The sequence below is a fragment of the Duganella violaceipulchra genome, assembly GCF_019166075.1.
GTDB lineage: Bacteria > Pseudomonadota > Gammaproteobacteria > Burkholderiales > Burkholderiaceae_D > Rugamonas > Rugamonas violaceipulchra.
This window is the reverse complement of record NZ_JAHTGR010000003.1, coordinates 126,246-150,202: the sequence shown is the minus strand read 5'-3', so window position 1 is coordinate 150,202 and position 23,957 is coordinate 126,246. Positions and strand designations below refer to the sequence as shown.

The 23,957-nt window shown below is 64.3% G+C and carries 19 protein-coding genes; 12 read left to right on the top strand and 7 right to left on the bottom strand.

Translation table 11 applies throughout. The features are described 5' to 3' along the window. Positions 1–51 precede the first annotated feature (51 nt). Both KVP70_RS06580 and KVP70_RS06575 read left to right on the top strand, forming a co-directional pair. Positions 52–495 carry a DUF2721 domain-containing protein gene (locus KVP70_RS06580; RefSeq protein ID WP_217941360.1) on the top strand — a complete coding sequence of 148 codons (444 nt, stop codon included), beginning with the start codon at positions 52–54 and terminating at the stop codon, positions 493–495. A gap of 24 nt (positions 496–519) precedes the next feature. Further along, entirely contained in the window at positions 520–972 is a 453-nt protein-coding gene (locus KVP70_RS06575; protein WP_217941359.1) for a hypothetical protein, read from the top strand. Here KVP70_RS06575 and KVP70_RS06570 read toward each other — a convergent pair whose 3' ends face one another. Then, a complete protein-coding gene (locus KVP70_RS06570) occupies positions 973–1,545 on the bottom strand; it encodes an SRPBCC family protein (RefSeq protein ID WP_229224653.1) in 573 nt (190 codons plus the stop codon). A 166-nt stretch (positions 1,546–1,711) separates the two neighbouring features. Between KVP70_RS06570 and KVP70_RS06565 the strand changes: the two genes are divergently transcribed. Next, complete coding sequence (locus KVP70_RS06565; protein ID WP_217941358.1) at positions 1,712–3,772, top strand: NADPH-dependent 2,4-dienoyl-CoA reductase; 2,061 nt, start codon at positions 1,712–1,714, stop codon at positions 3,770–3,772. A gap of 6 nt (positions 3,773–3,778) precedes the next feature. Here the strand turns inward: KVP70_RS06565 and KVP70_RS06560 are convergent, their stop codons facing one another. The 4 genes from KVP70_RS06560 to pdxR form a co-directional block, all read right to left on the bottom strand. After that, positions 3,779–4,738 carry a hypothetical protein gene (locus KVP70_RS06560; protein WP_217941357.1) on the bottom strand — a complete coding sequence of 320 codons (960 nt, stop codon included), beginning with the start codon at positions 4,736–4,738 and terminating at the stop codon, positions 3,779–3,781. Continuing rightward, the gene (locus KVP70_RS06555; protein WP_217941356.1) at positions 4,728–6,455 is read right to left on the bottom strand and encodes a cation:proton antiporter domain-containing protein; all 1,728 of its coding nucleotides are present in this window, start codon (positions 6,453–6,455) and stop codon (positions 4,728–4,730) included. The genes KVP70_RS06560 and KVP70_RS06555 overlap by 11 nt, the downstream gene beginning before the upstream one ends. Before the next feature lie 60 nt (positions 6,456–6,515). Next, complete coding sequence (locus tag KVP70_RS06550; RefSeq protein WP_217941355.1) at positions 6,516–6,968, bottom strand: carboxymuconolactone decarboxylase family protein; 453 nt, start codon at positions 6,966–6,968, stop codon at positions 6,516–6,518. Between the two features lie 95 nt (positions 6,969–7,063). Further along, on the bottom strand, positions 7,064–8,494 hold the full coding sequence (pdxR, locus tag KVP70_RS06545; protein WP_217941354.1) for a MocR-like pyridoxine biosynthesis transcription factor PdxR: 1,431 nt from the start codon (positions 8,492–8,494) through the stop codon (positions 7,064–7,066). Positions 8,495–8,573: 79 nt separating this feature from the next. Here pdxR and KVP70_RS06540 point away from each other — a divergent pair, with 79 nt between their 5' ends. Together KVP70_RS06540 and KVP70_RS06535 are read left to right on the top strand one after the other, a co-directional pair. Next, a complete protein-coding gene (locus KVP70_RS06540; RefSeq protein WP_217941353.1) occupies positions 8,574–9,017 on the top strand; it encodes a GNAT family N-acetyltransferase in 444 nt (147 codons plus the stop codon). After that, the gene (locus tag KVP70_RS06535; RefSeq protein WP_217941352.1) at positions 9,014–9,622 is read left to right on the top strand and encodes an FMN-dependent NADH-azoreductase; all 609 of its coding nucleotides are present in this window, start codon (positions 9,014–9,016) and stop codon (positions 9,620–9,622) included. Before KVP70_RS06540 ends, KVP70_RS06535 begins: the two co-directional genes overlap by 4 nt. Here KVP70_RS06535 and KVP70_RS06530 read toward each other — a convergent pair. Together KVP70_RS06530 and KVP70_RS06525 are read right to left on the bottom strand one after the other, a co-directional pair. After that, positions 9,619–10,740 (bottom strand): beta-ketoacyl-ACP synthase III, encoded by a 1,122-nt coding sequence (locus tag KVP70_RS06530; protein WP_217941351.1) that lies wholly within the window; start codon positions 10,738–10,740, stop codon positions 9,619–9,621. The genes KVP70_RS06535 and KVP70_RS06530 overlap by 4 nt on opposite strands. Before the next feature lie 226 nt (positions 10,741–10,966). Beyond that, entirely contained in the window at positions 10,967–12,412 is a 1,446-nt protein-coding gene (locus KVP70_RS06525) for a S41 family peptidase (protein WP_217941350.1), read from the bottom strand. A gap of 454 nt (positions 12,413–12,866) precedes the next feature. Here KVP70_RS06525 and KVP70_RS06520 point away from each other — a divergent pair, with 454 nt between their 5' ends. The 7 genes from KVP70_RS06520 (at position 12,867) to KVP70_RS06490 (ending at position 23,952) form a co-directional block, all read left to right on the top strand. Continuing rightward, positions 12,867–13,445 carry a hypothetical protein gene (locus KVP70_RS06520; protein WP_217941349.1) on the top strand — a complete coding sequence of 193 codons (579 nt, stop codon included), beginning with the start codon at positions 12,867–12,869 and terminating at the stop codon, positions 13,443–13,445. A 98-nt stretch (positions 13,446–13,543) separates the two neighbouring features. After that, entirely contained in the window at positions 13,544–15,775 is a 2,232-nt protein-coding gene (locus KVP70_RS06515; protein ID WP_217941348.1) for a TonB-dependent receptor plug domain-containing protein, read from the top strand. A gap of 53 nt (positions 15,776–15,828) precedes the next feature. Beyond that, complete coding sequence (locus KVP70_RS06510) at positions 15,829–17,820, top strand: M13 family metallopeptidase (protein WP_217941694.1); 1,992 nt, start codon at positions 15,829–15,831, stop codon at positions 17,818–17,820. A 175-nt stretch (positions 17,821–17,995) separates the two neighbouring features. Next, positions 17,996–19,996, top strand: a complete 2,001-nt coding sequence (locus tag KVP70_RS06505; RefSeq protein WP_217941693.1) for a M13 family metallopeptidase — start codon at positions 17,996–17,998, stop codon at positions 19,994–19,996. Positions 19,997–20,084: 88 nt separating this feature from the next. Then, a complete protein-coding gene (locus KVP70_RS06500; RefSeq protein ID WP_332844090.1) occupies positions 20,085–22,151 on the top strand; it encodes a M13 family metallopeptidase in 2,067 nt (688 codons plus the stop codon). Between the two features lie 93 nt (positions 22,152–22,244). After that, a complete protein-coding gene (locus KVP70_RS06495) occupies positions 22,245–22,802 on the top strand; it encodes a hypothetical protein (protein WP_217941347.1) in 558 nt (185 codons plus the stop codon). A 178-nt stretch (positions 22,803–22,980) separates the two neighbouring features. Beyond that, entirely contained in the window at positions 22,981–23,952 is a 972-nt protein-coding gene (locus tag KVP70_RS06490) for an ABC transporter substrate-binding protein (RefSeq protein ID WP_217941346.1), read from the top strand. Positions 23,953–23,957 lie beyond the last annotated feature (5 nt).

The following is a 23,957-nucleotide window of genomic DNA, read 5'->3' as shown; positions in this document are numbered from 1 at the left end:
ACACCCGGTCCGGGCTGATACACTATCGATAATTCCAGCTACAACGCATCCATGAATATACAAGTCGGCGATATCGGCCACATCATCCAGCTGGCGATCGCGCCGGTGTTCCTGCTGACCGGCGTATGCACCAACCTGATGGTGCTGACCAACCGCCTGGCGCGCATCATCGACCGTTCGCGGGTACTGGAGGACAGGCTCGATATCGGCTACAGCGACGTTTATCTGAACGAACTCGATGTGCTGTACCGGCGATCGCACCTGATCAATGCCTCGATCACCCTGTCGACCGCTTGCGGGCTGCTGATTTGCCTGGTGATTGCGATGCTGTTCCTGGGCGATATCACCAACATCTCGCTGGATAAATACATCGCCGGCATGTTCGTGGTGGCGATGCTGGCCCTGATCGGCAGCTTTGTCTACCTGCTGCGCGAGATTTTCATCGCCTCGGCGGCGATGCGCTCGCACCGCCACGTGCGGCGCACGATCAAATAACTTTGCAAAGAATAGAGTATCAACATGCACGATTACAAACGCCCTCCGACCCTGTACCGCTACGGCGTGCGCGAAGACCTGGAACTGGCGCTGACCCAGGGCCAGTTTATCCTGACCCCGGCCAACAGCTGCCTGACCCTGAGCTTCTCGCAGGCGTGGGACCGCAAGCTGTTCGAGCTGTTCTCGTCGGACACCTGCCTGGTCATCCACAACACCGAGGAATTCGGCGAGCGCCTGCACCGCGCGGTGCAGCGCACCTTGCCTAGCTGGGCGGGCATCGACGGCGCCATCGAATACGGCACCCGCGCCGCCCTGGGCGCGGCCTTCACCAAGACCGCCGCCGAAGCGCCGGAACAGGAATGGCAGTTCGCCTGGCGCGCCATGCAGGCGAAGCTGAGCCTCAATCCGGTGCTGGTGAAGATCGGCAGCCTGGAAAACTTCGCGGAACTGCGCGACCGCGATACCTATTTGGCTTGATTATTTAGGGTCTTCGCGGCGGTCGAGACGCGCCAGCACGGCGCTCATCATGCGCTCGATATCGCCGCGTATCATCTTCGCGCCGAGGATGCCGGGCACGTAGAAGTTCGGTATCAGCTTGCCGCTGTAGACCACCTTGGTGCCGCCGGTTTCGGGCACCGGTATCAATTCCCAGTGCGATTCGTAGTGCTTCATGTCGCCGGAGATCAGCGAGATGTCGATCGACGACATCGGCTGCTCGGTCGCGCGCACGATCAGGTGGATGGATTTGGACATGAACAGGAAGCGGGCCACGCCGAATTGTTCAACGATGACCTCATTGCCATTGCGCGACAGCACCCGGCACGATTCCATATCGGGCACGAATTCGGCCATGCGCTCGTAGCCGGTCAGGATGCGCCATACCTTCGGCAGTGGCGCCGCCACCGTGCCGGTGGCGTCCACTTCGTACATATGCAGCGCATCTAACTCGACCCGGTTGACCGACACCTCCAGCTTGGGCAATTCAAGCCTAGGTGCTTGCGCCAACACCGGGGCGGCTACACCTAGCATCAAAAACAGAAGGAATCGCATCATCTTTCCAGCGTAAGGGAAAGGGTGGCAGAATACAAGAGCGCTACCGCACCCACGGTCAAATTCAGGGGCGGGCGCCGGGACTTTAGAAGCCCAGGTCTAGAGAATTGCGTTTTAATGCGGGCATATCCTCGCCCATGACCCGCGTCTGACTCTAACAACCATAATGACAACTACACCATACCCACACCTGCTGGCACCACTCGACCTGGGCTTCACGACGCTGCGCAACCGCGTCCTCATGGGCTCCATGCACACCGGCCTTGAAGACCGCTTCTACAACTACGGCAAGCTGGCCGCCTTCTACCGCGAACGCGCGCGCGGTGGCGTTGGATTGATCGTCACCGGCGGCATCTCGCCCAACCGCTCCGGATGGCTGCTGCCGTTCGGCGGCACGCTCAACTTCAAGGGCGACGTGATCAACCATCGCCGCGTCACCAGCGCGGTGCACGAAGAAGGCGGCAAGATCCTGATGCAGATCCTGCATGCGGGCCGCTATGGCTACCAGCCCTTCGTGGTGTCGGCGTCGGAGAAAAAATCGCCGATCTCGCCGTTCAAGCCGCGCGCGCTGACCGAGGCCGGCATCGAATCGACCATCCGCGACTACGCCCGCTGCGCCAGGCTGGCGCGCGACGCCGGCTACGACGGCATCGAAGTGATGGGCAGCGAAGGCTATCTGCTCAACCAGTTCCTGTGTGCGCGCACCAACCTGCGCACCGACCGCTGGGGCGGCAGCATCGAGAACCGCATGCGGCTGCCGGTGGAAATCGTCAAGCGCATCCGCGCGGAAGTGGGCAATGACTTCATCATCATGTACCGCCACTCGCTGCTCGACCTGGTCGACGGCGGCAACACCTGGGACGACGTGGTGGCCGTGGCCAAGGCCTTGCAGCACGCCGGCGTGACCATCCTCAATTCCGGCTACGGCTGGCACGAGGCGCGCGTGCCGACCATCGTCACCTCGGTGCCGCGCGGCGCCTTCGCCAGCCTGGCGGGCCGCCTGCGCCGAGAGGTGACGATACCGGTGGTGGCGTCCAACCGCATCAACATGCCGGCCGAGGCGGAAGGCATCCTGCAACGTGGCGACGCCGACATGATTTCGATGGCGCGTCCCTTCCTGGCCGATGCGGACTTCGTCAACAAGGCCGCGCAAGGCCGCGCCGACGAAATCAACACCTGCATCGGTTGCAACCAGGCCTGCCTGGACCACACCTTCTCCAACAAGCGCGCCAGCTGCCTGGTGAACCCGCGCGCCTGCCACGAGACGGAGCTGGTCTATGCACCGACCGCGAAGAAGCGCCGCGTGGCGGTGGTCGGTGCCGGCCCCGCCGGTTTGTCGGCGGCCACGGTGGCGGCGGAATGCGGCCATGACGTGACCCTGTTCGATTCCAGCGACAGCGTCGGCGGCCAGTTCAAGATCGCCATGCAGATTCCGGGCAAGGAGGAATTCGCCGAGACCATCCGCTACTTCCGCCGCAAGCTGGAGCTGACCGGCGTGACCGTCAAGCTGGGCGTGCGCGTCACGCGTGAGCAGCTGATCGCCGACGGCTACGACGACGTGGTGGTCGCCACCGGCATCAAGGTGCGCCGTCCGCCGATCGAAGGCATCAACCATCCGAAGGTGCTGTCGTATATCGACGTCCTGCAGAACAAGGCGCCGGTGGGCAAGCGCGTGGCCATCATCGGCGCGGGCGGCATCGGTTTCGACGTCGGCGAATATCTGCTGCACGATCCGAAGCATCCACTGCCGCTGGCGCTGGATGTCTGGGCCAAGGAATGGGGCGTGGACATGAAGGGCGACGCGCCGGGCGGCCTGACGACCGTCTCCGCGCCGGAGCCGGTGCGCCAGCTGTACCTGTTGCAGCGCAAGGTGTCGAAGCTGGGCGCTGGCCTGGGCAAGACCTCGGGCTGGGTGCATCGCGCGGTCCTGGCGCGCAACGGCGTGGTGATGCTGGCCGGCGTGCAGTATGACCGTATCGACGACCAGGGCCTGCACGTGACCATCGCCGGCGAGCAGCGTTTGCTGTCGGTGGATAACGTGGTGGTGTGCGCGGGCCAGGACAGCCTGACCGAGTTGATGCCGTCGGAAGAGGAAGCCAAGGCCAACGCCAAATGCCGGGGTGCCGTATCACCGCGCTTCCACAAGATCGGCGGCGCCGCGCTGGCCGCGGAGCTGGACGCCAAGCGCGCCATCAAGGAAGGCGCGGAGCTGGCGGTCAGCCTGTAGGGCTGCTTATCCGGCGGGCAGTCGGTCCACCATGCGGACCACTGCCTGCTCGAAGGTCTGCTTGCCGTTCATGTAGGGGCGCCATTCGTTTTCTATCGGCTGCAGCAGCGGCGACCAGTAGCCGTTGAACAGGCCAGCCTTGTCTGCGTAAGGTTCGTATTCCATGCCTTTGAGGGCATTCTTCACCACGGCTCCGACGGTGTAGAACTGCACCACATGCCACAGGTCCGTATCGAGCTTGCGCTGCGTGGCCTTCAGGCGTGCCTCGATGGCGTCCTCCAGCTTCGTCGTCGAGGCGATGTGCGATATCTCGTGATAAATCATCTCCAGCGACGCCAGGCCTTGATAGCTGGGGCGTCCGCCGGGAATCACCGTTTGCGTGTCGGTGTAGGCGCCCTGGCGCTTGCCGGTCTCCACCACGATGTCGATGCGGATGGGCGTCAGCGGGAACGGCGTTTGCAGATAACGGGCGACGCCTTCCTGCACCTCGGCGCCATAGCGTTCGTCGAGCCGCTCCGCTTCGGCCATCCATTGCTGGTTGCTGGCGTCCTGCCGTGCCCAGATGCAGCGCGCGTAGACGGGTGCGGCGCGATCCAGCGCGGCCGCCAGCTGCGCAGGCAGCGCCAGGCCGCTGGTGTCGCGCCGGTCATCTGCCACACTTAGCGCGGCTTTGATGGACGTCATCTGCTCGTCGAACAGCAGGTCGCGCTTGGCGTAGTTGTCGCGATACCAGCTGACGGCACTGCGCAGCGCCGCCATTTCGTCGGCGGAGGGCGTGGCCGTCCAGTTGATCTTTTCCAGCTGCTCCGGATGCACGCCAAGGTTGTACAGGAAGTGGTGCAGGTTCATCAGGAACGCGCTGTGGAACTCCAGCTTGACACGTGCCGGCGAGGCGCTCGCGCCGGCGACGATGATGGATAACGGCAGCGCCGCGGCGCAGCGCATCAATGCGCGTCTAGTGAGCATGGTGATTTCCTTTTTTTGACATATTGGCCAGTACAAATTCGGTCATTCCTTTCGCCAGTTCCTGCTCGCCGATAAAGATCTCTCCGGCGCGTTCATCGCGCAGCAGTTCCGCCACTTCGTCGCTGTGGGTGCGGACCACGGTCTTGATGTTGGGGTTGAGTGCGCGGGCGGTCTCGATCATGGCCCGCACGTGGAAGGTGTCCGGCGTGGCGATCACCAGCATCGCGGCGCGCGCGATGTGCGCCTGGATCAGTACTGCCGGCTCGCCCGCGTTGCCGGCCACCGCATGCGCGCCTTCCTTGCGCAACTGGTCGACCAGTTCGCGATTCTGTTCCGCCACCACGAAGGGGATGCCACGCTCGGAGAGCACCGCGGCGATGCGCCGGCCCACGCGGCCATAGCCGACCAGCACCACCTGTCCCGACAGATGCTCCTGCGGCACCGATGTCGGCAGCTCCGCCAGCGGATCGGCTGGGCGCTCGAATTTGGCCGCCAGCGCCACGTTCTTGCCCAGCCAGCGCTCCAGCGGCTTGGTGATGCGGAACACCACCGGGTTGAGCGCGATGGAAATGATGGCGCCGGCCAAGACCAGGCTTTGTCCTTCGGCCGGCATCAGGCCCAGGGACAGGCCCAGCGCCGCCAGGATGAAGGAGAACTCGCCGATCTGCGCCAGGCTGGCCGACACCATCAGCGCGGTCTTGACCGGGTAGCGCAGCAACAGCACCAGCAGGAAGGCCGCCACCGATTTGCCGACCACGATGATGGTCACCACCGCCAACAGCTTGAGTGGCTGCTCGACCAGGATCGACGGCTCGAACAGCATGCCGACCGAAACGAAGAACAGCACCGCGAACGCATCGCGCAGCGGCAGCGATTCCTCGGCGGCGCGGTGCGCCAGTTCGGATTCGCGCAGCACCATGCCGGCGAAGAAGGCGCCCAGCGCGAACGAGACGCCGAAGTAGTGGGTCGATGCGTAGGCGATGCCAACGGCGGCGGCGATCACGCACAGCGTGAACAGCTCGCGCGAGCCGGTGCGCGCCACCTGCCACAAGATCCAGGGGAACAGCTTGCGGCCGACCACCAGCATCAGCGCGATGAAGGTGCCGACCTGGCCCAGCGTGATGGCCAGCGTGGTCCACAGGTTCGCTTCACCCATGGCCGTGACGCCGTGGCTTTCGCTGTGCGTGCCGCCCAGCGAACCGGCCAACGCCGGCAGCAGTACCAGCACTAGCACCGTCACCAGGTCTTCCACCACCAGCCAGCCGACCGCGATGCGGCCGTTGAAGCTATCGAGGATGCCGCGCTCCTCCAGCGCCCGCAGCAGCACCACGGTGCTGGCCACCGACAGGGCGAGTCCGAACACCAGCCCACCACCCATGCTCCAGCCCCAGAAGTGCGCCAGCGCCATGCCGAGCGCGGTGGCGACCGCGATTTGCAGCACGGCGCCCGGCAGCGCCACGCGTCGCACGGCCCACAGGTCGTCGAGGGAAAAATGCAGGCCGACGCCGAACATCATCAGCATCACGCCGATTTCGGCCAGTTGACCAGCCAACGCCGTATCGGCCACGAAGCCCGGCGTGGCGGGACCGATGATAATGCCCGCAGCGAGATAGCCCACAAGCGCCGGCAGCTTGAGGCGCGTTGCGATATAGCCGAACAAAAGGCCGAAGCCCAGTGCGGCCGCGATGGTGGTGATCAGGCTGATATTGTGGGGCATGCGTGCGGGTTCCTGCGATAGGGGGGAACCCTAGCGTAGCACAATCATGCCCGGCGCGGACTACATGGCCAGTGCGGCCGGCGCCATGCGCATGCTGACGCCGAAGCGGTTGAAGGCGTTCATCAGCGAGACGGCCACGGTCAGGTCGGCCAGTTCTTTTTCACCGAGGATGGCCAGTGCCTGTTGATAGTCCTGGTCCGGCACATTGGTCTGGGCGACGCGGGTCACGCTTTCGGCCCAGGCCAGCGCGGCGCGCTCCTTGTCGCTGAACAGCGCGGCCGCTTCCTGCCACACCGGCACCAGCGCCACCTTGTCGATCTTGATGCCATGGTTCAGCAGGTCGCGGGTGTGCATGTCGATGCAGTAGGCGCAGCCGTTGATCTGCGATACGCGCAGGTAGACCAATTCCACCAGCTCGGCCGGCAGGCCGCAGGTCTGGATGTAGCTTTTGACGGCGGCGAAGCCCTTGTAGGCCTCCGGTGCGTGTTTGAATACTTCGAGGCGCTTGCTCATGACGGTTCCCTGATGGATTTTGCGAATGAGCGTATTTTGCGGGCGCATGGCTTAGTCGTGAAGAGCCAAGAATATGCTACTCGACTAGGCCATGTTTACAGCAGCTTGAGTATCCGTTTGCCCAGTTCGCGCGCCCGCTCTGGCGTGTCGATGTTGGTGAAGGCCAGCAGCAAGGCCGACGACGCATACGGCAGCAGCGTGCGCTCGGACAGCGCCAGCGCCGCCATGCCGTCCTGCCGCATGCGTTCGGCCAGGGCGCGGTCGGTGTGGCGGCCCTTCATGCGCAGCACCAGGTGCATGCCGCCCGGCTGCGGATCGATGCGCAGGTGCTTGCCCAGTACCGCATGCAATCCTTCCGCGGCGATCTGGCGGCGTTCGGCGTAGAGACGCCGCATGCGCTGGATGTGGCGGGCGAAGTGGCCTTCGTTCATGAAATCGCTGACGATGGTTTGCGTCAGCGCGGGCCCTCCTGCAGCGAAGGTATGGCAGGTTTGCTCGAAGCGCCGCACCTGCGCCTCCGGCACCACCAGGTAGGCCAGCCGCACCGCAGGGAACAGCACCTTGCTGAAGGTGCCGGCGTACAGCACGCGGCCATCGCGGTCCAGGCTTTGCAGCGCAGGCAGCGGGCGGCTGGCGTAGCGGTATTCGCCGTCGTAGTCGTCTTCCACGATCCAGGCGTCGGCCTGCGCCGCCCAGTCCAGCAGGGCGAGGCGGCGCGGCAGCGACAGCGACACGCTCAGCGGACATTGATGCGCCGGTGTGACGATGGCGGCCCTGGCGCGCGGCGCCGTGGCCACGCCATGCGACACCACCAGGCCGTCCGCGTCGACCGCCACCGGGGCCAGGTTCATGCCGGCTTGCGTGAGCAGTGCGCCGGTGGGCGGGAAGCCGGGATCTTCCACCCACACGTCGTCGCCCGGTTGCAGCAGGGTGCGCACGACCAGCTCCAGCGTGTTGCGGTAGCCGGAAGTGATGAACACCTGCGACGGCGAGCAGTTGATGCCGCGTGATAGCTGCAGGTAGGTGGCGATGGCCGCGCGCAACGTCGCCTGGCCGGCGAGGGGCGGGTAGACCATATCGTCGGCCTGGGTGGCGCGGATCGCGCGCGCCGCCAGCCGCGCCCACACCTTGCGGGGGAAGGCGTCCAGCGCCGGCAGGCCCATTTGGAAGGGGCGGTTCAGCGCTTCATGCACGGGGGAGGGCGATGCGCCGGCGGGCGTGCGGCGCGCGCGCGTGGCCGGTTTCGATACCGCTGTCGCCGCGTGGCGCGCCAGCGCCGGCGTGACCACGGTGCCGGCCTGGCCGCGCGTTTCGACGTAGCCTTCGGCGGCCAGCAGCGAGTAGGCCGCTTCCACCGTGCCGCGCGCCAGGCCCAGTTCCAGCGCCAGTGCGCGGGCCGACGGGATGCGGGCGTCCGGCAGCAGCAGGCCGTCGGCGATGGCGCTGCGGAAGCGGGTGTAGATCTGCCGGTACAGCGGTTCGGCGGCGGCGTTGTCGAGCTGGAGGAAGTCGGGCTTGGTTTTCATGGCCTAGTCGGGATGTCGTTTTATGGCTCTGTAGATTATGCCATTGCCGCCATAAGATGGTGTTTTCAAAGGAGCGACCATGCACGAAAAGCTGAAAGTTGTGGAGACGGTTGAGCAGCTGCGCGCCTGCTATCCGGTGATGAGGGAACTGCGTCCGCACCTGCAATCCGAAGAAGAATTCGTCGCGCGGGTGACGCGCATGAACGCGCAAGGCTACCGCATCTTGGCCGCCTGGGAAGACAACGAAGTGGTGGCACTGGCCGGCTATCGGCTGGAGGAGAACCTGGTGTATGGCCGTTTCCTGTACGTCGACGACCTGGTGGCCGGCGAGAAGACGCGCGGCCAGGGCTGGGGCGCGCGGCTGCTGGAGCGGTTGACTGTCTACGCCGATCAGGCGGAGTGCGCCAAGCTGGTGCTCGACACCGGGCTGGCGAATGCGCGGGCGCAGCGCTTCTACTTCCGCGAGGGGCTGATGACGGGCGCGATGCGCTTCGGTAAATTCCTGAAGGCGGGTGCGGCATGAAGATCCTGCACATCACCTGTAGCCCGCGTGGACAGCAATCGGTGAGCTACCGCCTGTCCCAGCGCGTGATGGACCGCCTGCTGTCGCAGCATCCATCCGCGCAGATCGTCACGCGCGACCTGTGGGCCGAGCCGCTGCCGCATGTCGATGGCGAGTATGCGGGCGCATTGGGCGGCACGCGGGATGGCACGAAACTGGCCGGGCGCGCCATGTCCTGGCTGGCGTTGTCGGAACGCCTGATCGGCGAACTGCGCGACGCCGATTGCGTGATCATCGCCACGCCGATGCACAACTTCACGGTGCCGTCGGCGCTGAAGGCCTGGCTGGATCATGTGGTGCGCATCGGCGTCACCTTCAACGTCACGCCGGAGGGCAAGATCGGCACGCTGGCGGACCGTCCGGTGTACATCGCCGTCAGCTCCGGCGGCTACCGCACCGGTGAGCGCGCCCGCCAGCCCGACTTCCTCGAACCCTATCTGCGCGCCATCCTGCCGACGATAGGCCTGAAGAGCCTGAGCTTCTTCTCGGTCGAGTCCACCGTCGCCGGGCCGGAAGCGACGACGGCCGCATTCGCGGCCGTCGAGCGGGAACTGGACGCCGCTTAGATCCGGCGCACCACCACGCAGCCGATCGAGTAGCCGGCGCCGAAGGAGCAGATCACGCCCAGCTGGCCGGGCGCCATGTCGTCCGAGTGCTTGTGGAAGGCGATCACCGAACCGGCCGACGAGGTGTTGGCGTAGGTGTCGAGGATCACCGGCGCTTCGCCCGGCTCGGCGTCGCGGCCCAGCACCATGCGGCTGATCAGCAGGTTCATGTTCAGGTTGGCCTGGTGCAGCCAGTAGCGGTTCACCTGCGGCACTTCCAGGCCGGCGCCGGCGATGGTGGTCTTGATCATCTCGGCGGCCATCGGGCACACGTCCTTGAACACCTTGCGGCCCTGCTGGCGGAACAGCTTGTCCGGCTGGCCGATGCCGGCTTCGTCGAAGCGGTTCAGGAAGCCGAAGTTGTTGCGGATGTTGTTGGAGAAGCTGGTTTTCAGCTTGGTCGCGACGATTTCCCAGCGGTGCGAGCCCTTGGCCGTGTCGGCCGCCTCGATCACCATCGCCGTGCAGGCGTCGCCGAAGATGAAGTGACTGTCGCGGTCGCGCCAGTTCAGGTGGCCGCTGGTGATTTCAGGATTGAGCACCAGCACCGCGCGCGCCTGGCCGCTCTGCACCGCCGCCACCGCCTGCTGGATGCCGAAGGTGGCCGACGAGCAGGCCACGTTCATGTCGAAGCCGTAGCCTTCGATGCCCAGCGCGCCCTGCACTTCGACCGCCATCGCCGGGTAGCCGCGCTGCATGTTCGAGCAGGCCACCAGCACCATGTCGATATCGGCCGGCACGCGGCCGGCACGGTCCAGCGCCTGGCGCGCCGCCGCGACGCAGATTTCCGCCTGCAGCGACAGTTCCTCGTCGGCGCGCTCGGGGATGCGCGACACCATGCGCTGCGGGTCCAGGATGCCGGTCTTTTCCATCACATAGCGCGATTTGATGCCCGACGCCTTCTCGATGAAGGCCACGCTGGACAGTTCCAGCGCCGTGGCGGAGCCGTCGGCGATGGCGGCGGCGTGGTCGGCGTTGAACTGTTCGGCGTAGGCGTTGAAGCACTCCACCAGCTCTTCGTTGGAGATCGACTGGGCTGGCGTAAAGAGACCGGTACCGCTGATGACCGCTTGTTTCATGTTTAAACTTTCAAATTAAGCAATGGCTCATGCCAATAGTGAGGCAAATTCTACACAATGACTGCACGATCGAGGAAAAAGCCGCGAAAATAAAAGCGGCGCCCCGAAGGCGCCGCTGAGTTCGCTACAACAAACCCGGGGTCAAGTCTGACATTCGGACACGGGCTCTACCTTAGCGCGCGCTAAGGTAGAGCCCGTGTCCGAATGTCAGACTTGACCCCGGAGCTTATTTTTTGGCCAGGTCCTTCTTCACGCCCACCTCGGCCTGCACCACCGCGGTCTCGGGCTTGGCCAGCTGCACCGGCAAGCCTTTCAGGTGGTTCAGCGCCTGCGCCAGCTGGAAATCGTCGGCGCTGCCGTATTCCAGCGGCTTGCGTTTCTTTTCCAAGGCGACGATGCGCAGCTGCTCTTCCAGCTCGTCGCGCTTGCTCTTGGCGATTTCCTGGTCGCGGTCGTTCGCCAGATGCTTGTCGAGGTCGGCTTCGCGGGTGCGCAGCGCGTTCAGGCCGTCGCCGTCGGCGTTTTCATCCACCGCCAGGTCCGGCACGATGCCCTTGGCCTGGATCGAGCGGCCGTTCGGCGTGTAGTAGCGCGCCGTGGTCAATTTGACAGCGGTGTCGGCCGTCAGCTGGCGGATAGTCTGCACCGAGCCCTTGCCGAAGGTCTGGGTGCCGATGATGTCGGCCCGCTTGTAGTCCTGCAAGGCGCCGGCGACGATTTCCGAGGCCGAGGCCGAGCCGGTGTTGACCAGCACCGCCATCGGCACCTGCTTGATCGCGGCCGGCAGCTTGGCCAGCGCGTCGCTGTCGTTGCGCAGCGCGTAGTATTCGGGACGGCCGTAGAAGATCTGCTTGGAATCGGGCAGCTGGCCGTTGGTCGAGACGATGGCCGCATCCTTGGGCAGGAAGGCCGCCGCCACGCCGATCGCGCCTTGCAGCACGCCGCCCGGGTCGTTGCGCAGGTCCAGCACCAGGCCCTTGATGTTCGGGTCCTGCTTGTACAGTTCGATAATCTTGGCGGCCAGGTCGTCGACGGTCGGCTCCTGGAACTGCGAGATGCGCAGCCAGGCATAGCCAGGCTCGACGATCTTGCCCTTGACGCTCTTCTGGTGGATTTCTTCGCGCGTGATGTTGAACACCAGCGGCTCGGCCTCGCCCTTGCGCAGGATCGTCATGCTGACCTTGGTGTGCGGCTCGCCGCGCATCTTCTTGACCGACTCGTCCAGACTCAGGCCCTTGACCGGCGTGCTGTCCAGGCGGGAGATCAGGTCGCCCGCCTTGATGCCGGCGCGCCAGGCCGGCGAATCCTCGATCGGCGCGACGATCTTGATGTAGCCGTCCTCGCTCTGGCCGATCTCGATGCCCAGGCCGACGAACTTGCCCTGCGAGCCTTCGCGCAGCTCGGCGTAGGCTTTTTTGTCCAGGTAGGCGGAATGCGGGTCGAGCGAGGCCACCATGCCGGAGATGGCTTCGGTCAGCAGCTTCTTGTCCTCGACTTTTTCAACGTAGTCGGACTTGATCAGGCCGAACACGTCGGCCAGCTGGCGCAGTTCCTCCAGCGGCAGCGGTGGGTCCACCGGCTTTTGCGCCATGGCGGAAAATTGCAGGGACACAGCGATGCCGGCGATGACACCCAGGCCGACCAGTCCGGAATTCTTTAATTTCTTGCCCATGTTTCACCTATCGAAGCTGTTGCCGACAGCCGTCGCCGGTGGGCCACCCCGCCGCAACGCGCTTGAGTTGAGTATAAACCTGATTCCCGGCAAACGTAGTAGCCGTCGCGAAATCATTTATACCTTTACGAGAATTTACAACGCTTGCCGTTGACATTTGAAGTACACCAGCGCCCGCTTAGCGGTACGTCAAGTTTGCTGTTTTGTATGCAGTGTATCCTTCACGTTCACGTCCGTAAGCAATTGTAAGAAGTCCTGTAACGGCGGGGGGCGCGACCTAAACTGAACTCGTATTTCTCTCTACCCTGAAGTGGTTTTCGCCTGCGCCCCAAGCGCAGGCTTTTTTTTACCCCGCACCGCCCAGCGGGGTCGGACCCCGGACGGGGTCCGACCCCTAAGCGGAGCAGCAAGCGTATCGCTGAATGCATGCGGGGTTATTTATAACGGAGCTCACATGCGTCTGAATTTCTGTTCCACGTTGCAGCGCGCGGCGGTCGCGCTGGCCCTGAGCGCGGCCTTGTTGCCGGCCTTCGCGCTGCCTGTCATGGAGATGCGCGCCGAGGATTTCCTGCCGATGGCGGCCGAGCTGAAAAAATCGCTGAACCTGAATCCCAACCAGCAAGTGCTGTGGCAGCAGACCGAAAGCAAGACCCGCAACCTGCTGCGCGAGCGCCAGTCGCGCCGCGAACGCCTGCAGGCGGCCACGCTGGAAGGCAGCAAGGGCGCCAATGTCGAGCTGCGCGACCTGGCCAAGGCGGTGGACGAGGAAACCACCGCCAGCGCGCTGGAGGAAAAGCTGATGCGCGAATGGTGGCTGACCGTCAACGATGCCTTGAATGAAACCCAGCGCCAGGCCGTGGTACAACTGGTCGGCGAACAGCTGATGCGGGTGCCGGACAATGGCGCCCGCGGCGGCGGCGCGCCGCGCAAGGAAGATGGCGGCGAACCGCATCGCGGCGGCCGCAAGGGCGGCATGGGCGGCAGCATCGGCGGACCCGGCGGCGCCAGCATCAGCCTGCCGGGCGGCGGCTAGGGGATGCCCGTAGCCCGCCCACGCGGGTGTGTATCGTAAAGTAAAAATCGGCCTCCGGGCCCTTTTGCCAGCAGGGCTGCCGGTAGAATGTGCAGCCTATGAGCAAACTGATCTCCTTCGCCTGCCTGGCCCTGTTGGGCGCCTCCGATGTTTATGCACAAGCCGATGCGCCCCCCGCTACCGCGCCCGCCAAGCCTGCCCTCGGACCGGACGGCAAGCCGGTGCCCCAGGTCACCATCAGCGGCGGCCGCGCCAGCGACATGGACGAGCGCCGCAACTCGGTGGCCGGCAAGCAGGTCTACGGCCGCGAGGAGCTGGACCGCAACGGCGACAGCAACCTCGGCGACATCCTCAAGCGCCTGCCGGGCGTGACCATCGGCGGCCGTCCCGGCCGCGGCGGCGACGTGCGTATGCGCGGCATGGGCAACGGCTACACGCAGGTGCTGCTGAACGGCGAGCGGCCGCCGGCCGGCTTCTCGATGGAATCGCTGTCGCCCGATCAGGTCGAGCGGGTGGAAATCATGCGCGGCCCGATCGCCGAGCACAGCACGCGCGCCATCGCCGGCACCATCAACATCATCCTGCGCGACGGCTACCAGCAAAAAGACAAGCAGCTCAAGTTCACCGACAGCATCGAGCAGGGCCGTCACGCGCCTAACGTGTCGCTGACGGTGCCGGGCAAGGTGGGCGGCCTGACCTGGCTGCTGACCGGCTCGGTCTTCGAGAACCGCCAGCACGACCAGACCGAAACCACCAACCGCGACACCCGCGCAGACGGCGTGGTGCTCAAGGACCAGAACGTCCTCGACGAAACCAAACGCAGCTCGCGCGGCATCCACCTGACGCCGCGCCTGTCCTATAAATTCGACAGCGGCGACACGCTGAACTTCCAGCCCTTCCTGATGGTCAACCGCAGCGACGGCAACTCGCGCAGCGACCTGACGCAGAACTTCGGCCTGGTGCCGCCGGCCTTGCAGCAGCCGCCCGAGTACAACCTGGCGCTGACCGGCACCCATGCCGAATCGACCTTCCTGCGCGGCTTCGGCAACTGGGTGCACAAGCTGCAGGGCGCGTCCAGGCTGGACGTCAAGTTCGGCTTCGGCACCGGCCACAGCGACAGCGACTCGCTGCGCTACCAGTACGACAACGCCGGCAAGCTGCTGCAGCGCTACACCGACGACGCCACCGTGCGCGACCGCAGCGCCAGCAGCGGCGGCAAGTACACCACGCCGATCGGCAAGGAGCACGCGCTGGCGGCCGGCTGGGATATCGAGCTGGGCCATCGTGTCGAGACCAAGACCTCGCTCGACAAGAACGGCGTCTCGCAATACGGCGATTCCGGCGACAACCTGACCGCCGACACCCGCCGCCTGGCCGTGTTCGCGCAGGACGAGTGGGACATCAACCAGCAGTGGTCGGGCTACGCCGGCCTGCGCTGGGAGGGCATACGCACCACCAGCACCCGCGCCGGCCAAGACATCGGCAACAGCAACAGCAGCAGCGTGCTGAGCCCGCTGCTGCACGGCGTCTACCGCATCCCCGGGCACGACAAGGACCAGATCCGCGCCAGCCTGACCAAGAGCTACAAGGCCGCCAACATCCAGGACCTGATCGCCCTGCCGTCGCTGTCGCGCCTGAACAGCGCCACCCGGCCCGACCGCACCGGCAACCCCGACCTGAAGCCCGAGCTGGCGACCGGACTGGACTTCGCCTACGAGCACTACCTGGGCCGCAGCGGCATCATCACGGCCGGCGGCTTCGTGCGCGACATCAAGGACCTGATCCGCCGCGAGCTGACCCTGCAGAACACGCCGACCGGCCCGCGCTGGGTTTCGACGCCGGCCAACATCGGCCACGCGCGCACCAAGGGCATCGAGCTGGAGGCCAAGTTCCAGCTGCAGGAGCTGATGGCGGGCGGCCCGGCGATCGACTTGCGCTCCAACTACAGCCGCTTCTGGTCCAGCGTGGACGGCATCCCCGGCCCCAACAACCGCCTCGACGCGCAACCGAAGCAGACCGCCAACGTCGGCCTGGACTACCGCCTGAAGCCGGTGCCGCTGACCCTGGGCGCCAGCCTGAACTGGACGCCGGAAACCGTCATCCAGAGCAGCGCCGAGCAGGTGGTGACCACCAGCCGCAAGCGCTCGTTCGACGCCTACGGCCTGTGGAAGTTCAACGCCCGCAATCAGGTCCGCATTTCTGCAAATAATTTTATGGCGGAAGACGCGCTCGGTAGTAATATCGTGACCACCAATGGCCTGGCACAACTGGCCAACACGACCAACCAGACTTACGTCGTCTGGAGCGTCAAATACGAGATGAAATTCTGATAGAGAGAAATCCAGTGAAACGATACTTGCTGAGCACGCTGACTTTAAGCCTGATGACCGCCTTTGCCGGCGCCGCCGACACTGCCCCGGTGTCCGGCATCGCCACCCAATACATCGACGCCAGCGTGCGTCCGCAAGACGACTTCTACCACTACCTGAACGGCGAGTGGCTGAAGACCACGCAAATCCCCGAAGACAAATCCAGCTGGGGCACCTTCGCCAAGCTGCGCGACGATGTGCTGCCGCAGCTGCGCGCCATCATCGAAGCGGCCGAGGCGGACAAGACCCGCAAGGCCGGCAGCGACGCCCAGAAAATCGGCGACCTGTACGCCAGCTTCATGGACGAGCAAAAACTGGAGGCGCTGGGCGTCAAGCCGCTGGCCGGTGAACTGAACCGCATCCGCGCCATCAAGGACAAGAAAGCCTTCCCGATGCTGATCGCCCACCTGGACGAGATCGGCGTCGGCGCGCCGTACGGCATCTACGTCAGCCAGGATGCGCGCGAATCGACCAAGTACGCGGTCGGCATCTCGCAAAGCGGCCTGGGCCTGCCGGACCGCGACTACTACCTGAAAAAGGACGATGCCAAGCTGGCCGACACCCTGGTCAAATACGAAGCGCACGTGGCCAAGATCCTGGCGCTGGGCGGCGACAAGCAGGCCGCCGCCAGTGCCAAGGCCGTGGTCGCGCTGGAAACCTCGCTGGCCCAGGTGCAGTGGACCAAGGTCGAGAACCGCGACCCGGTCAAGCGCTACAACAAGATGGCTATCGCCAAGCTGGCCGAGCTGGCGCCGGGCTACGACTGGCAGCACGCGCTGGCGGCGGCCGGCGTGGCCAACAAGATCGACTACGTCATCGTCAACCAGCCGAGCTACCTGACCGGCTTCAACGCCGCGCTGGAAAAGACCGACCTGGCGACCTGGAAATCCTACTTCGAATGGCAGCTGCTGCGCCGCGCCTCGCCTTACCTGTCGAAGGACTTCGCCGACGCCAACTTCGATTTCTACAGCACCGTGCTGACCGGCGTGGCCGTCAAGCCACCGCGCTGGAAATCGGCGGTGACCCTCGTGGAAAGCAGTCTGGGCGAAGTGCTGGGCAAGCTGTACGTGGGCCAGCACTTCCCGCCGGAGCGCAAGGCGCGCATGGAAGAGCTGGTGAAGAACCTGCTGGCCTCGTACAAGGCCAGCGTCGACACGCTCGACTGGATGAGCCCGGAAACCAAACAGCAGGCGCAGGCCAAGCTGGCCAAGTTCACGCCCAAGATCGGCTACCCGAACAAGTGGCGCGACTACTCGTCGCTGGCCATCGTCAAGAGCGACCTGGTGGGCAACGCCATGCGCGCCGGGGTGTTTGGCCACCAGCGCATGGTCAACAAGCTGGGCAAGCCGGTCGACCGCGAAGAGTGGGGCATGACGCCGCAGACCATCAACGCCTACTACAACGCGACGATGAACGAGATCGTGTTCCCGGCGGCGATTTTGCAACCGCCGTTCTTTGACGCCAAGGCCGACGACGCCGTCAACTACGGCGCCATCGGCGCGGTGATCGGCCACGAAATCAGCCACGGCTTCGACGACAAGGGCAGCCAGTCCGACGGCGACGGCAACCTGCGCGACTGGTGGACCAAGGAAGACCGCGCCAACTTCAAGGCCAAGGCCGACGCGCTGACCAAGCAGTACGACGGCTACAGCCCGATCAAGGGCTACAACGTCAACGGCTCGCTGACCCTGGGCGAGAACATCGCCGACAACAGCGGGGTGTCGATCGCCTACAAGGCCTACAAGCTGTCGCTGGGCGGCAAGGAAGCGCCAGTGATCGACGGCCTGACGGGCGACCAGCGCTTCTACATGGGCTTTGCGCAGGTATGGCGCAGCAAGACGCGCGATGCCCAGCAGATCGTGCTGATCAAGACCGACCCGCACTCGCCTGGGCAGTTCCGCGCCAACGGCACCATGGTCAACCAGCCGGGCTTCTACGAAGCCTTCGGCGTGAAGCCGGGCGACAAGATGTATGTTGCGCCGGAACAACGCGTGATCATCTGGTAAGCGCTTAACTGCCGGAAAAACCCACAACAGCGGGGGGCAACAGCGGGGGTCAAGTCTGACATTCGGACACAAGCTCGACCGTATGCGCCTATTACCGAAGAGGTCGTGTCCGAATGTCAGACTTGACCCCCATGATTTGGAGAAAGACTTGAAAGCACACTTGTTAAGCGCGCTGATGCTGGCGCTGCTGGCTTCGGCCGGCGTCCAGGCACAGCAAAAAATCTCGGGCGTGGATCTGGGCGATCTCAACGCCGCGGTTCGCCCGCAGGACGATTTCTTCCTCAACCTGAACGGCAAGTGGCTGGCCAAGACCGCCATCCCGGCCGACAAATCGAGCTGGGGTTCGTTCGAGAAGCTGGACGACGACACCAAGCCGCAGTTGCGCGCCATCATCGAGGCGGCCGCCGCCGATCCGAACAAGACGCCCGGCTCCGATGCCCAGCGCATCGGCGACTTCTTCGCCAGCTATATGGACGAAGCCAAACTGGCCGAGCTGGGACTGACCCCGCTGCGCGACGACCTCGACCGCGTGGCCGCGCTCAAGGACAAGAAGGAAATCCCGGCCCTGATCGCGCACTTCAACCGCTACGGCGTGACCGCGCCCTACGGCTTCGCCATTCACCAGGACAACAAGGATTCGACCAAGTACGTGGCCGACCTCATGCAGGACGGCTTGAGCCTGCCGGACCGCGACTACTACCTGAAAAAGTCGGACAAGAAGATGGCCGGCACCTTGGCCAAATACCAGCAGCACGTGACCAAGATGCTGACCCTGGCCGGCGACGCCAACCCGGCGGCCAACGCCAAGGCCATCGTCGCGCTGGAGACCGGGCTGGCCAAGATTCAGTGGACCAAGGTCGAGCTGCGCGACCCGGTCAAGGCCTACAACAAGGTGGCGCTGGCCGACCTGTCCAAGCTGGCGCCGGGCTACGACTGGAGCACCTGGCTCAACGACACCGGCATCGCCGGCAAGGTCGACTACGTCATTGTCAGCCAGCCCAGCTTCATCAGCGGCTTCAACAAGGTGCTGAACCAGACCCCGCTGTCGACCTGGCAGGCCTGGTTCCGCTGGCAGGTGATCCACGCCAGCGCGCCCTACCTGGCGAAAGAGTTCGCGCTGGAGAACTTCGCCTTCTACGGCACCGTGCTGAGCGACACCAAGGAACAGGAGCCGCGCTGGAAGCGCGCGGTCAACGCCACCGACGGCGCGCTGGGCGAGACCCTGGGCAAGCTGTACGTCGAACAGCACTTCCCGGCCGAGCGCAAGGCGCGCATGGAGGCGCTGGTGCAGAACCTGCTGGCGGCCTTCAAGCAAAGCATCACCACGCTGGACTGGATGGGCCCGGCCACCAAGGAACAGGCGCAGGCCAAGCTGGCCAAGTTCATGGTCAAGATCGGCTATCCGAACAAGTGGCGCGACTACTCGTCGCTGGCGGTGGCCAGGGATGACCTGGTGGGCAATGTGCGCCGCTCGCGCGAGTTCGACTACAACCAGGAAGTGAATAAGCTCGGCAAGCCGGTCGACCGCGACGAATGGGGCATGACGCCGCAGACCATCAACGCCTACTACAACCCGGAGCTCAACGAGATCGTGTTCCCGGCCGCCATCCTGCAAGCGCCGTTCTTCAACGCCGACGCCGACGACGCCGTCAACTACGGCGCCATCGGCGCGGTGATCGGCCACGAAATCAGCCACGGCTTCGACGACCAGGGCGCCCAGTACGACGGCGACGGCAACCTGCGCGACTGGTGGACCAAGGCCGACCACAAGCACTTCGCCGCCAAGAGCAAGATGCTGGTCAAGCAGTACAGCGCCTTCAGCCCGGTCAAGGGCTACCACGTCAACGGCGAGCTGACCCTGGGCGAGAACATCGCCGACAACTCGGGCGCGGCGATCGCGCTCAAGGCTTACCAGATCTCGCTCAACGGCCAGCCGTCACCGGTGATCGACGGCCTGACCGGCGAGCAGCGCTTCTACATGGGCTTTGGCCAAGTGTGGCGCAGCAAGATCCGCGACGCCCAGCAAATCGTTTACCTTAAATCCGACCCGCACTCGCCGGACCAGTTCCGCGCCAACGGCACGGTGCGCAACCAGCCGGGTTTTTACAACGCTTTTGGCGTAAAACCGGGCGACAAGATGTATCTGGCGCCAAAAGACCGCGTCATCATGTGGTAGACCTTTATGCCGTGGCGGCCCTGTGATATAAAGCGCAACAGGGCCAAACATCGTGGATTGGCCTTTATTCAATCAAGAGGATATTTTCGTGAAACGTCATCTCGTAAGTGCATTGACCCTGAGCCTGATCGCAGGCCTGGCGGGCGCAGCCGACAACACCACAAGTGTAGCTCCGGCCAGCGCCCAAGTAGCAAACGCCAAGCTGGCTTCCGGCATCGCGGTGGAATACATCGATCCAGCGGTACGCGCGCAGGACGACCTGTTCACCCACATGAACGGCAAATGGCTGGCCACGACTGAAATCCCGGCGGACAAGGCCAGCTGGGGCAGCTTCGCCAAGCTGCGCGACGATATCCAGCCGCAACTGCGCGCCATCATCGAAGGCGCCGCCGCCAACAAGGCCGGCGGCCCTGAAGCCCAGCGCATCGGCGACTTCTACAGCAGCTTCATGGACGAAGCCAAGCTGGAACAGCTGGGCCTGACCCCGCTGAACGCGGAACTGGCGAAGATCGCCGCCGTGAACAACAAGAAGCAGCTGCCGGCGCTGATCTCGCACCTGAACAAAATCGGCGTGACCGCGCCGTACGGCTACGGCATCCACCAGGACAACAAGGATTCGACCAAGTACGTGGTCGACATCGGCCAGGACGGCCTGGGCCTGCCGGACCGCGATTACTACCTGAAAGCGGACGACAAGAAGATGGCCGATGCGCTGGCCAAGTATGAACTGCACATCGGCAAAATGCTGACCATGGCAGGCGACGAGCACGGCGCCGTCACCGCGCACGGCATCGTGGAATTCGAAAAAGAGCTGGCCAAGATCCAGTGGACCAAGGTCGAGCTGCGCGACCCGGTCAAGGCCTACAACAAGGTCGACATCGCCAAGCTGGGCAAGGTCGCGCCGGGCTACGACTGGAACGCCTACCTGACCGACGCCGGCGTGACCGGCAAGGTCAAGTACGTGATCGTCGGCCAGCCGAGTTACCTGAAGGGCATGACCGCGCTGCTGGCCAAGACCCCGCTGGACACGCTGAAGTCCTACTTCCGCTGGCAGCTGCTGCGTTCGGGCGCGCCTTACCTGAGCAAAGCCTACGTCGATGAAAACTTCGCCTTCTACGGCACCGTGCTGAGCGGCGTGACCGAACAGCGTCCACGCTGGAAGCGCGGCGTTTCCGTGACCGAAGGCGCGCTGGGCGAAGCCGTCGGCAAGATCTACGTCGAGCAGAACTTCCCGGCCGAGCGCAAGGCGCGCATGCAGGCGCTGGTCAACAACCTGCTGGCCGCCTACAAGGTCAGCATCGACCAGCTGGACTGGATGAGCCCGGTCACCAAGAAACAGGCGCAGGAAAAGCTGGCCAAGTTCACCACCAAGATCGCGTATCCGGACACCTGGCGCGATTACTCCAAGCTGACCGTTGCCAAGGACGACCTGGTGGGCAACGTGATGCGCTCGCGCGAGTTCGAGTACAACAAGGAACTGGCCAAGCTGGGCAAGCCGATCGACCGCGCAGAGTGGGGCATGACGCCGCAAACCGTCAACGCCTACTACAACCCGGAAATGAACGAGATCGTATTCCCGGCCTCGATCCTGCAGGCACCGTTCTTCAATGCTGACGCGGACGACGCGGTCAACTACGGCGCCATCGGCGGCGTGATCGGCCACGAAATCAGCCACGGCTTTGACGACCAGGGCGCGCAGTACGACGGCGACGGCAACCTGCGTGACTGGTGGACCGCTGCGGACCACAAGAACTTCGCGGCCAAGACCAAGATGCTGGTGGAGCAGTACAACCAGTTCAGCCCGCTGCCTGGCTACCACGTCAACGGCGAACTGACCCTGGGCGAGAACATTGCCGACAACAGCGGTGTGGCGATTGCATACAAGGCCTACAAGCTGTCGCTGGGCGGCAAGGAAGCGCCAGTGATCGACGGCCTGACCGGCGACCAGCGCTTCTACATGGGCTTTGCGCAGGTATGGCGCTTGAAGATGCGTGAAGCGCAGCAGATCGTGCAGATCAAGACCGACCCGCATTCGCCAGGCCAGTTCCGCGCCAACGGCCCGATGCGCAACCAGCCAGGCTTCTACGACGCCTTCAACGTTAAGCCAGGCGACAAGATGTACCTGGAACCAAAAGACCGCGTGATCATGTGGTAACAACCGCATAGAAGTAAGCAAGGGCCGCAGCGATGCGGCCCTTTTACAATTCAGAGTAAACTACGGGCTTCGAATTACAAGAAACCGGTACCCATGCGCTTGCGTTATTCCGCACTCCTCGTTTTGCCCCTGCTGCTGGCCGCTTGCGGCGATTCGTTCACGCCTGTCGATGTCTACATGGCCAAGACGCCGGAGTGCTCCACCTGGCAGGAAGGTTCGCGCTACCAGCTGCCGCGCGGGATCAGCGTGTCGACCACGCCGCCGGTCACGCTGCCGGACGGCGGCGCCGAGTTCACTTTCGTCTATCTGGTGCCGCGCGGCGAGCGGGCCATGTTCCTGAGCCGCGAATATCACGTCACCACGCCCAAGGGCCCGGTGATCGCCAAGGCGGAACTGGTGACCTTCTACCAGCGCGCCACCAACTCGCGGCCGGAAATCGTCGATGTGATTCCCAAGGTGCCGGACATGCTGGTGGCCGGCGCCACCAGCGACGATACGATCTGGCGCGTGCGCCTGCGCGTGAAGGACAAGCTGCCGGAACGTTTCGACGTAGTGCCACCGGCCTTCGAGATCGCGCTGACCAAGTACCCGATGCGCACTTTCACCTACCGCTACTTCGCCGACCGCAAGGCCTTCGGCCTGTGCAGCTGATGCGCCGCTAAGCCTGGCGGATTTCCGCATAAGCCCCACCCGGTTCATGCGGTTTTCCGCCTGAATCGCCGCGCGCCAGTTTCACCTTCCCTTAAAAATCAATGACTTGAACCGCAGCCCGTGCTTGGCACGGAAGCTGCAATGTCTCCCGGTAACTACAACCACAAAGGAGACAAGCATGTCCAAGTTCCGTCTGTTATCGCTGACGCTCGCCATCGCCGCCGCCGCGTCCGGCGCGCAAGCGCAGGAAGTGGTCCGCCTCGGCAACCTCAAGTTCGCCCATTACGGCGCCGTCTCGTACATCAAGGAAATCGCGCCCAAGTGCGGCATCAAGGTGGAAGAGCACGTCTTCGCCAAGGGCCCGGACGTGATGCAAGCCATCCTGGCAGGCGAGCTCGACGTCGGCGCCACCGCCTCCGAGGCCGCCATCTCCGGCCGCGCCAACGGTGCCCCGATCTACGTGGTGGCCGGCTTCGCCAAGGGCGGCGCGCGGCTGGTCGCCCGTCCCGACAGCAACATCAAATCGGTCAAGGATTTGAAGGGCAAGAAAGTCGGCGTCACGCGCGGCGGCATCCACGAGGTGCTGCTGATCGCCGAACTGGCCCAGGCCGGCTTAAGCGCCTCCGACCAGCCTGGCAAGGATGTGCAGCTGGTGTTCCTGGCGTTCGCCGACCTGAACCAGGCGCTGATGGGCAAGAACCTCGACGCCATCATGCAAAGCGAACCGCAATCCTCGCAGGCCATCAACAAAGGCTATGGCGTGGAAGTGATGAAGCCCTACGACACGCCGATCGGCCCGCCGGTGCGCACCATGGTGATGAGCGAGAAGTTCTATAAGGAACACCGCGCCACCGCCGCCAAGCTCATGACCTGCTTCGTGCAGGCCACCAAGCTGTTCATCGACAACAAGCCGGTCGCCGAGAAATACGTGCGCGAAGTGATCTTCAAGAACCAGATCAGCAAGGACGATTTCGACGACGCCATCAGCAATTCGCCGTACACCTACGACGTCACCGCCGAGCACATCCAGATCACCACCGACGTGATGGCCAAGCACGGCACCGGCAAGATGCGCGCCGCGCCGGTGGCCAAGGACTGGGTCAAGACCGACCTGTTGGAAGCGGCCAAGAAAAGCCTCAACATTCAATAACGACG

Coding starts and splice junctions, on each gene's coding strand:
- KVP70_RS06580 (WP_217941360.1), top strand. CDS start 52: ATGAATATACAAGTCGGCGATATCGGCCACATCATCCAGCTGGCGATC.
- KVP70_RS06575 (WP_217941359.1), top strand. CDS start 520: ATGCACGATTACAAACGCCCTCCGACCCTGTACCGCTACGGCGTGCGC.
- KVP70_RS06570 (WP_229224653.1), bottom strand. CDS start 1,545: ATGCGATTCCTTCTGTTTTTGATGCTAGGTGTAGCCGCCCCGGTGTTG.
- KVP70_RS06565 (WP_217941358.1), top strand. CDS start 1,712: ATGACAACTACACCATACCCACACCTGCTGGCACCACTCGACCTGGGC.
- KVP70_RS06560 (WP_217941357.1), bottom strand. CDS start 4,738: ATGCTCACTAGACGCGCATTGATGCGCTGCGCCGCGGCGCTGCCGTTA.
- KVP70_RS06555 (WP_217941356.1), bottom strand. CDS start 6,455: ATGCCCCACAATATCAGCCTGATCACCACCATCGCGGCCGCACTGGGC.
- KVP70_RS06550 (WP_217941355.1), bottom strand. CDS start 6,968: ATGAGCAAGCGCCTCGAAGTATTCAAACACGCACCGGAGGCCTACAAG.
- pdxR (WP_217941354.1), bottom strand. CDS start 8,494: ATGAAAACCAAGCCCGACTTCCTCCAGCTCGACAACGCCGCCGCCGAA.
- KVP70_RS06540 (WP_217941353.1), top strand. CDS start 8,574: ATGCACGAAAAGCTGAAAGTTGTGGAGACGGTTGAGCAGCTGCGCGCC.
- KVP70_RS06535 (WP_217941352.1), top strand. CDS start 9,014: ATGAAGATCCTGCACATCACCTGTAGCCCGCGTGGACAGCAATCGGTG.
- KVP70_RS06530 (WP_217941351.1), bottom strand. CDS start 10,740: ATGAAACAAGCGGTCATCAGCGGTACCGGTCTCTTTACGCCAGCCCAG.
- KVP70_RS06525 (WP_217941350.1), bottom strand. CDS start 12,412: ATGGGCAAGAAATTAAAGAATTCCGGACTGGTCGGCCTGGGTGTCATC.
- KVP70_RS06520 (WP_217941349.1), top strand. CDS start 12,867: ATGCGTCTGAATTTCTGTTCCACGTTGCAGCGCGCGGCGGTCGCGCTG.
- KVP70_RS06515 (WP_217941348.1), top strand. CDS start 13,544: ATGAGCAAACTGATCTCCTTCGCCTGCCTGGCCCTGTTGGGCGCCTCC.
- KVP70_RS06510 (WP_217941694.1), top strand. CDS start 15,829: ATGACCGCCTTTGCCGGCGCCGCCGACACTGCCCCGGTGTCCGGCATC.
- KVP70_RS06505 (WP_217941693.1), top strand. CDS start 17,996: ATGCTGGCGCTGCTGGCTTCGGCCGGCGTCCAGGCACAGCAAAAAATC.
- KVP70_RS06495 (WP_217941347.1), top strand. CDS start 22,245: ATGCGCTTGCGTTATTCCGCACTCCTCGTTTTGCCCCTGCTGCTGGCC.
- KVP70_RS06490 (WP_217941346.1), top strand. CDS start 22,981: ATGTCCAAGTTCCGTCTGTTATCGCTGACGCTCGCCATCGCCGCCGCC.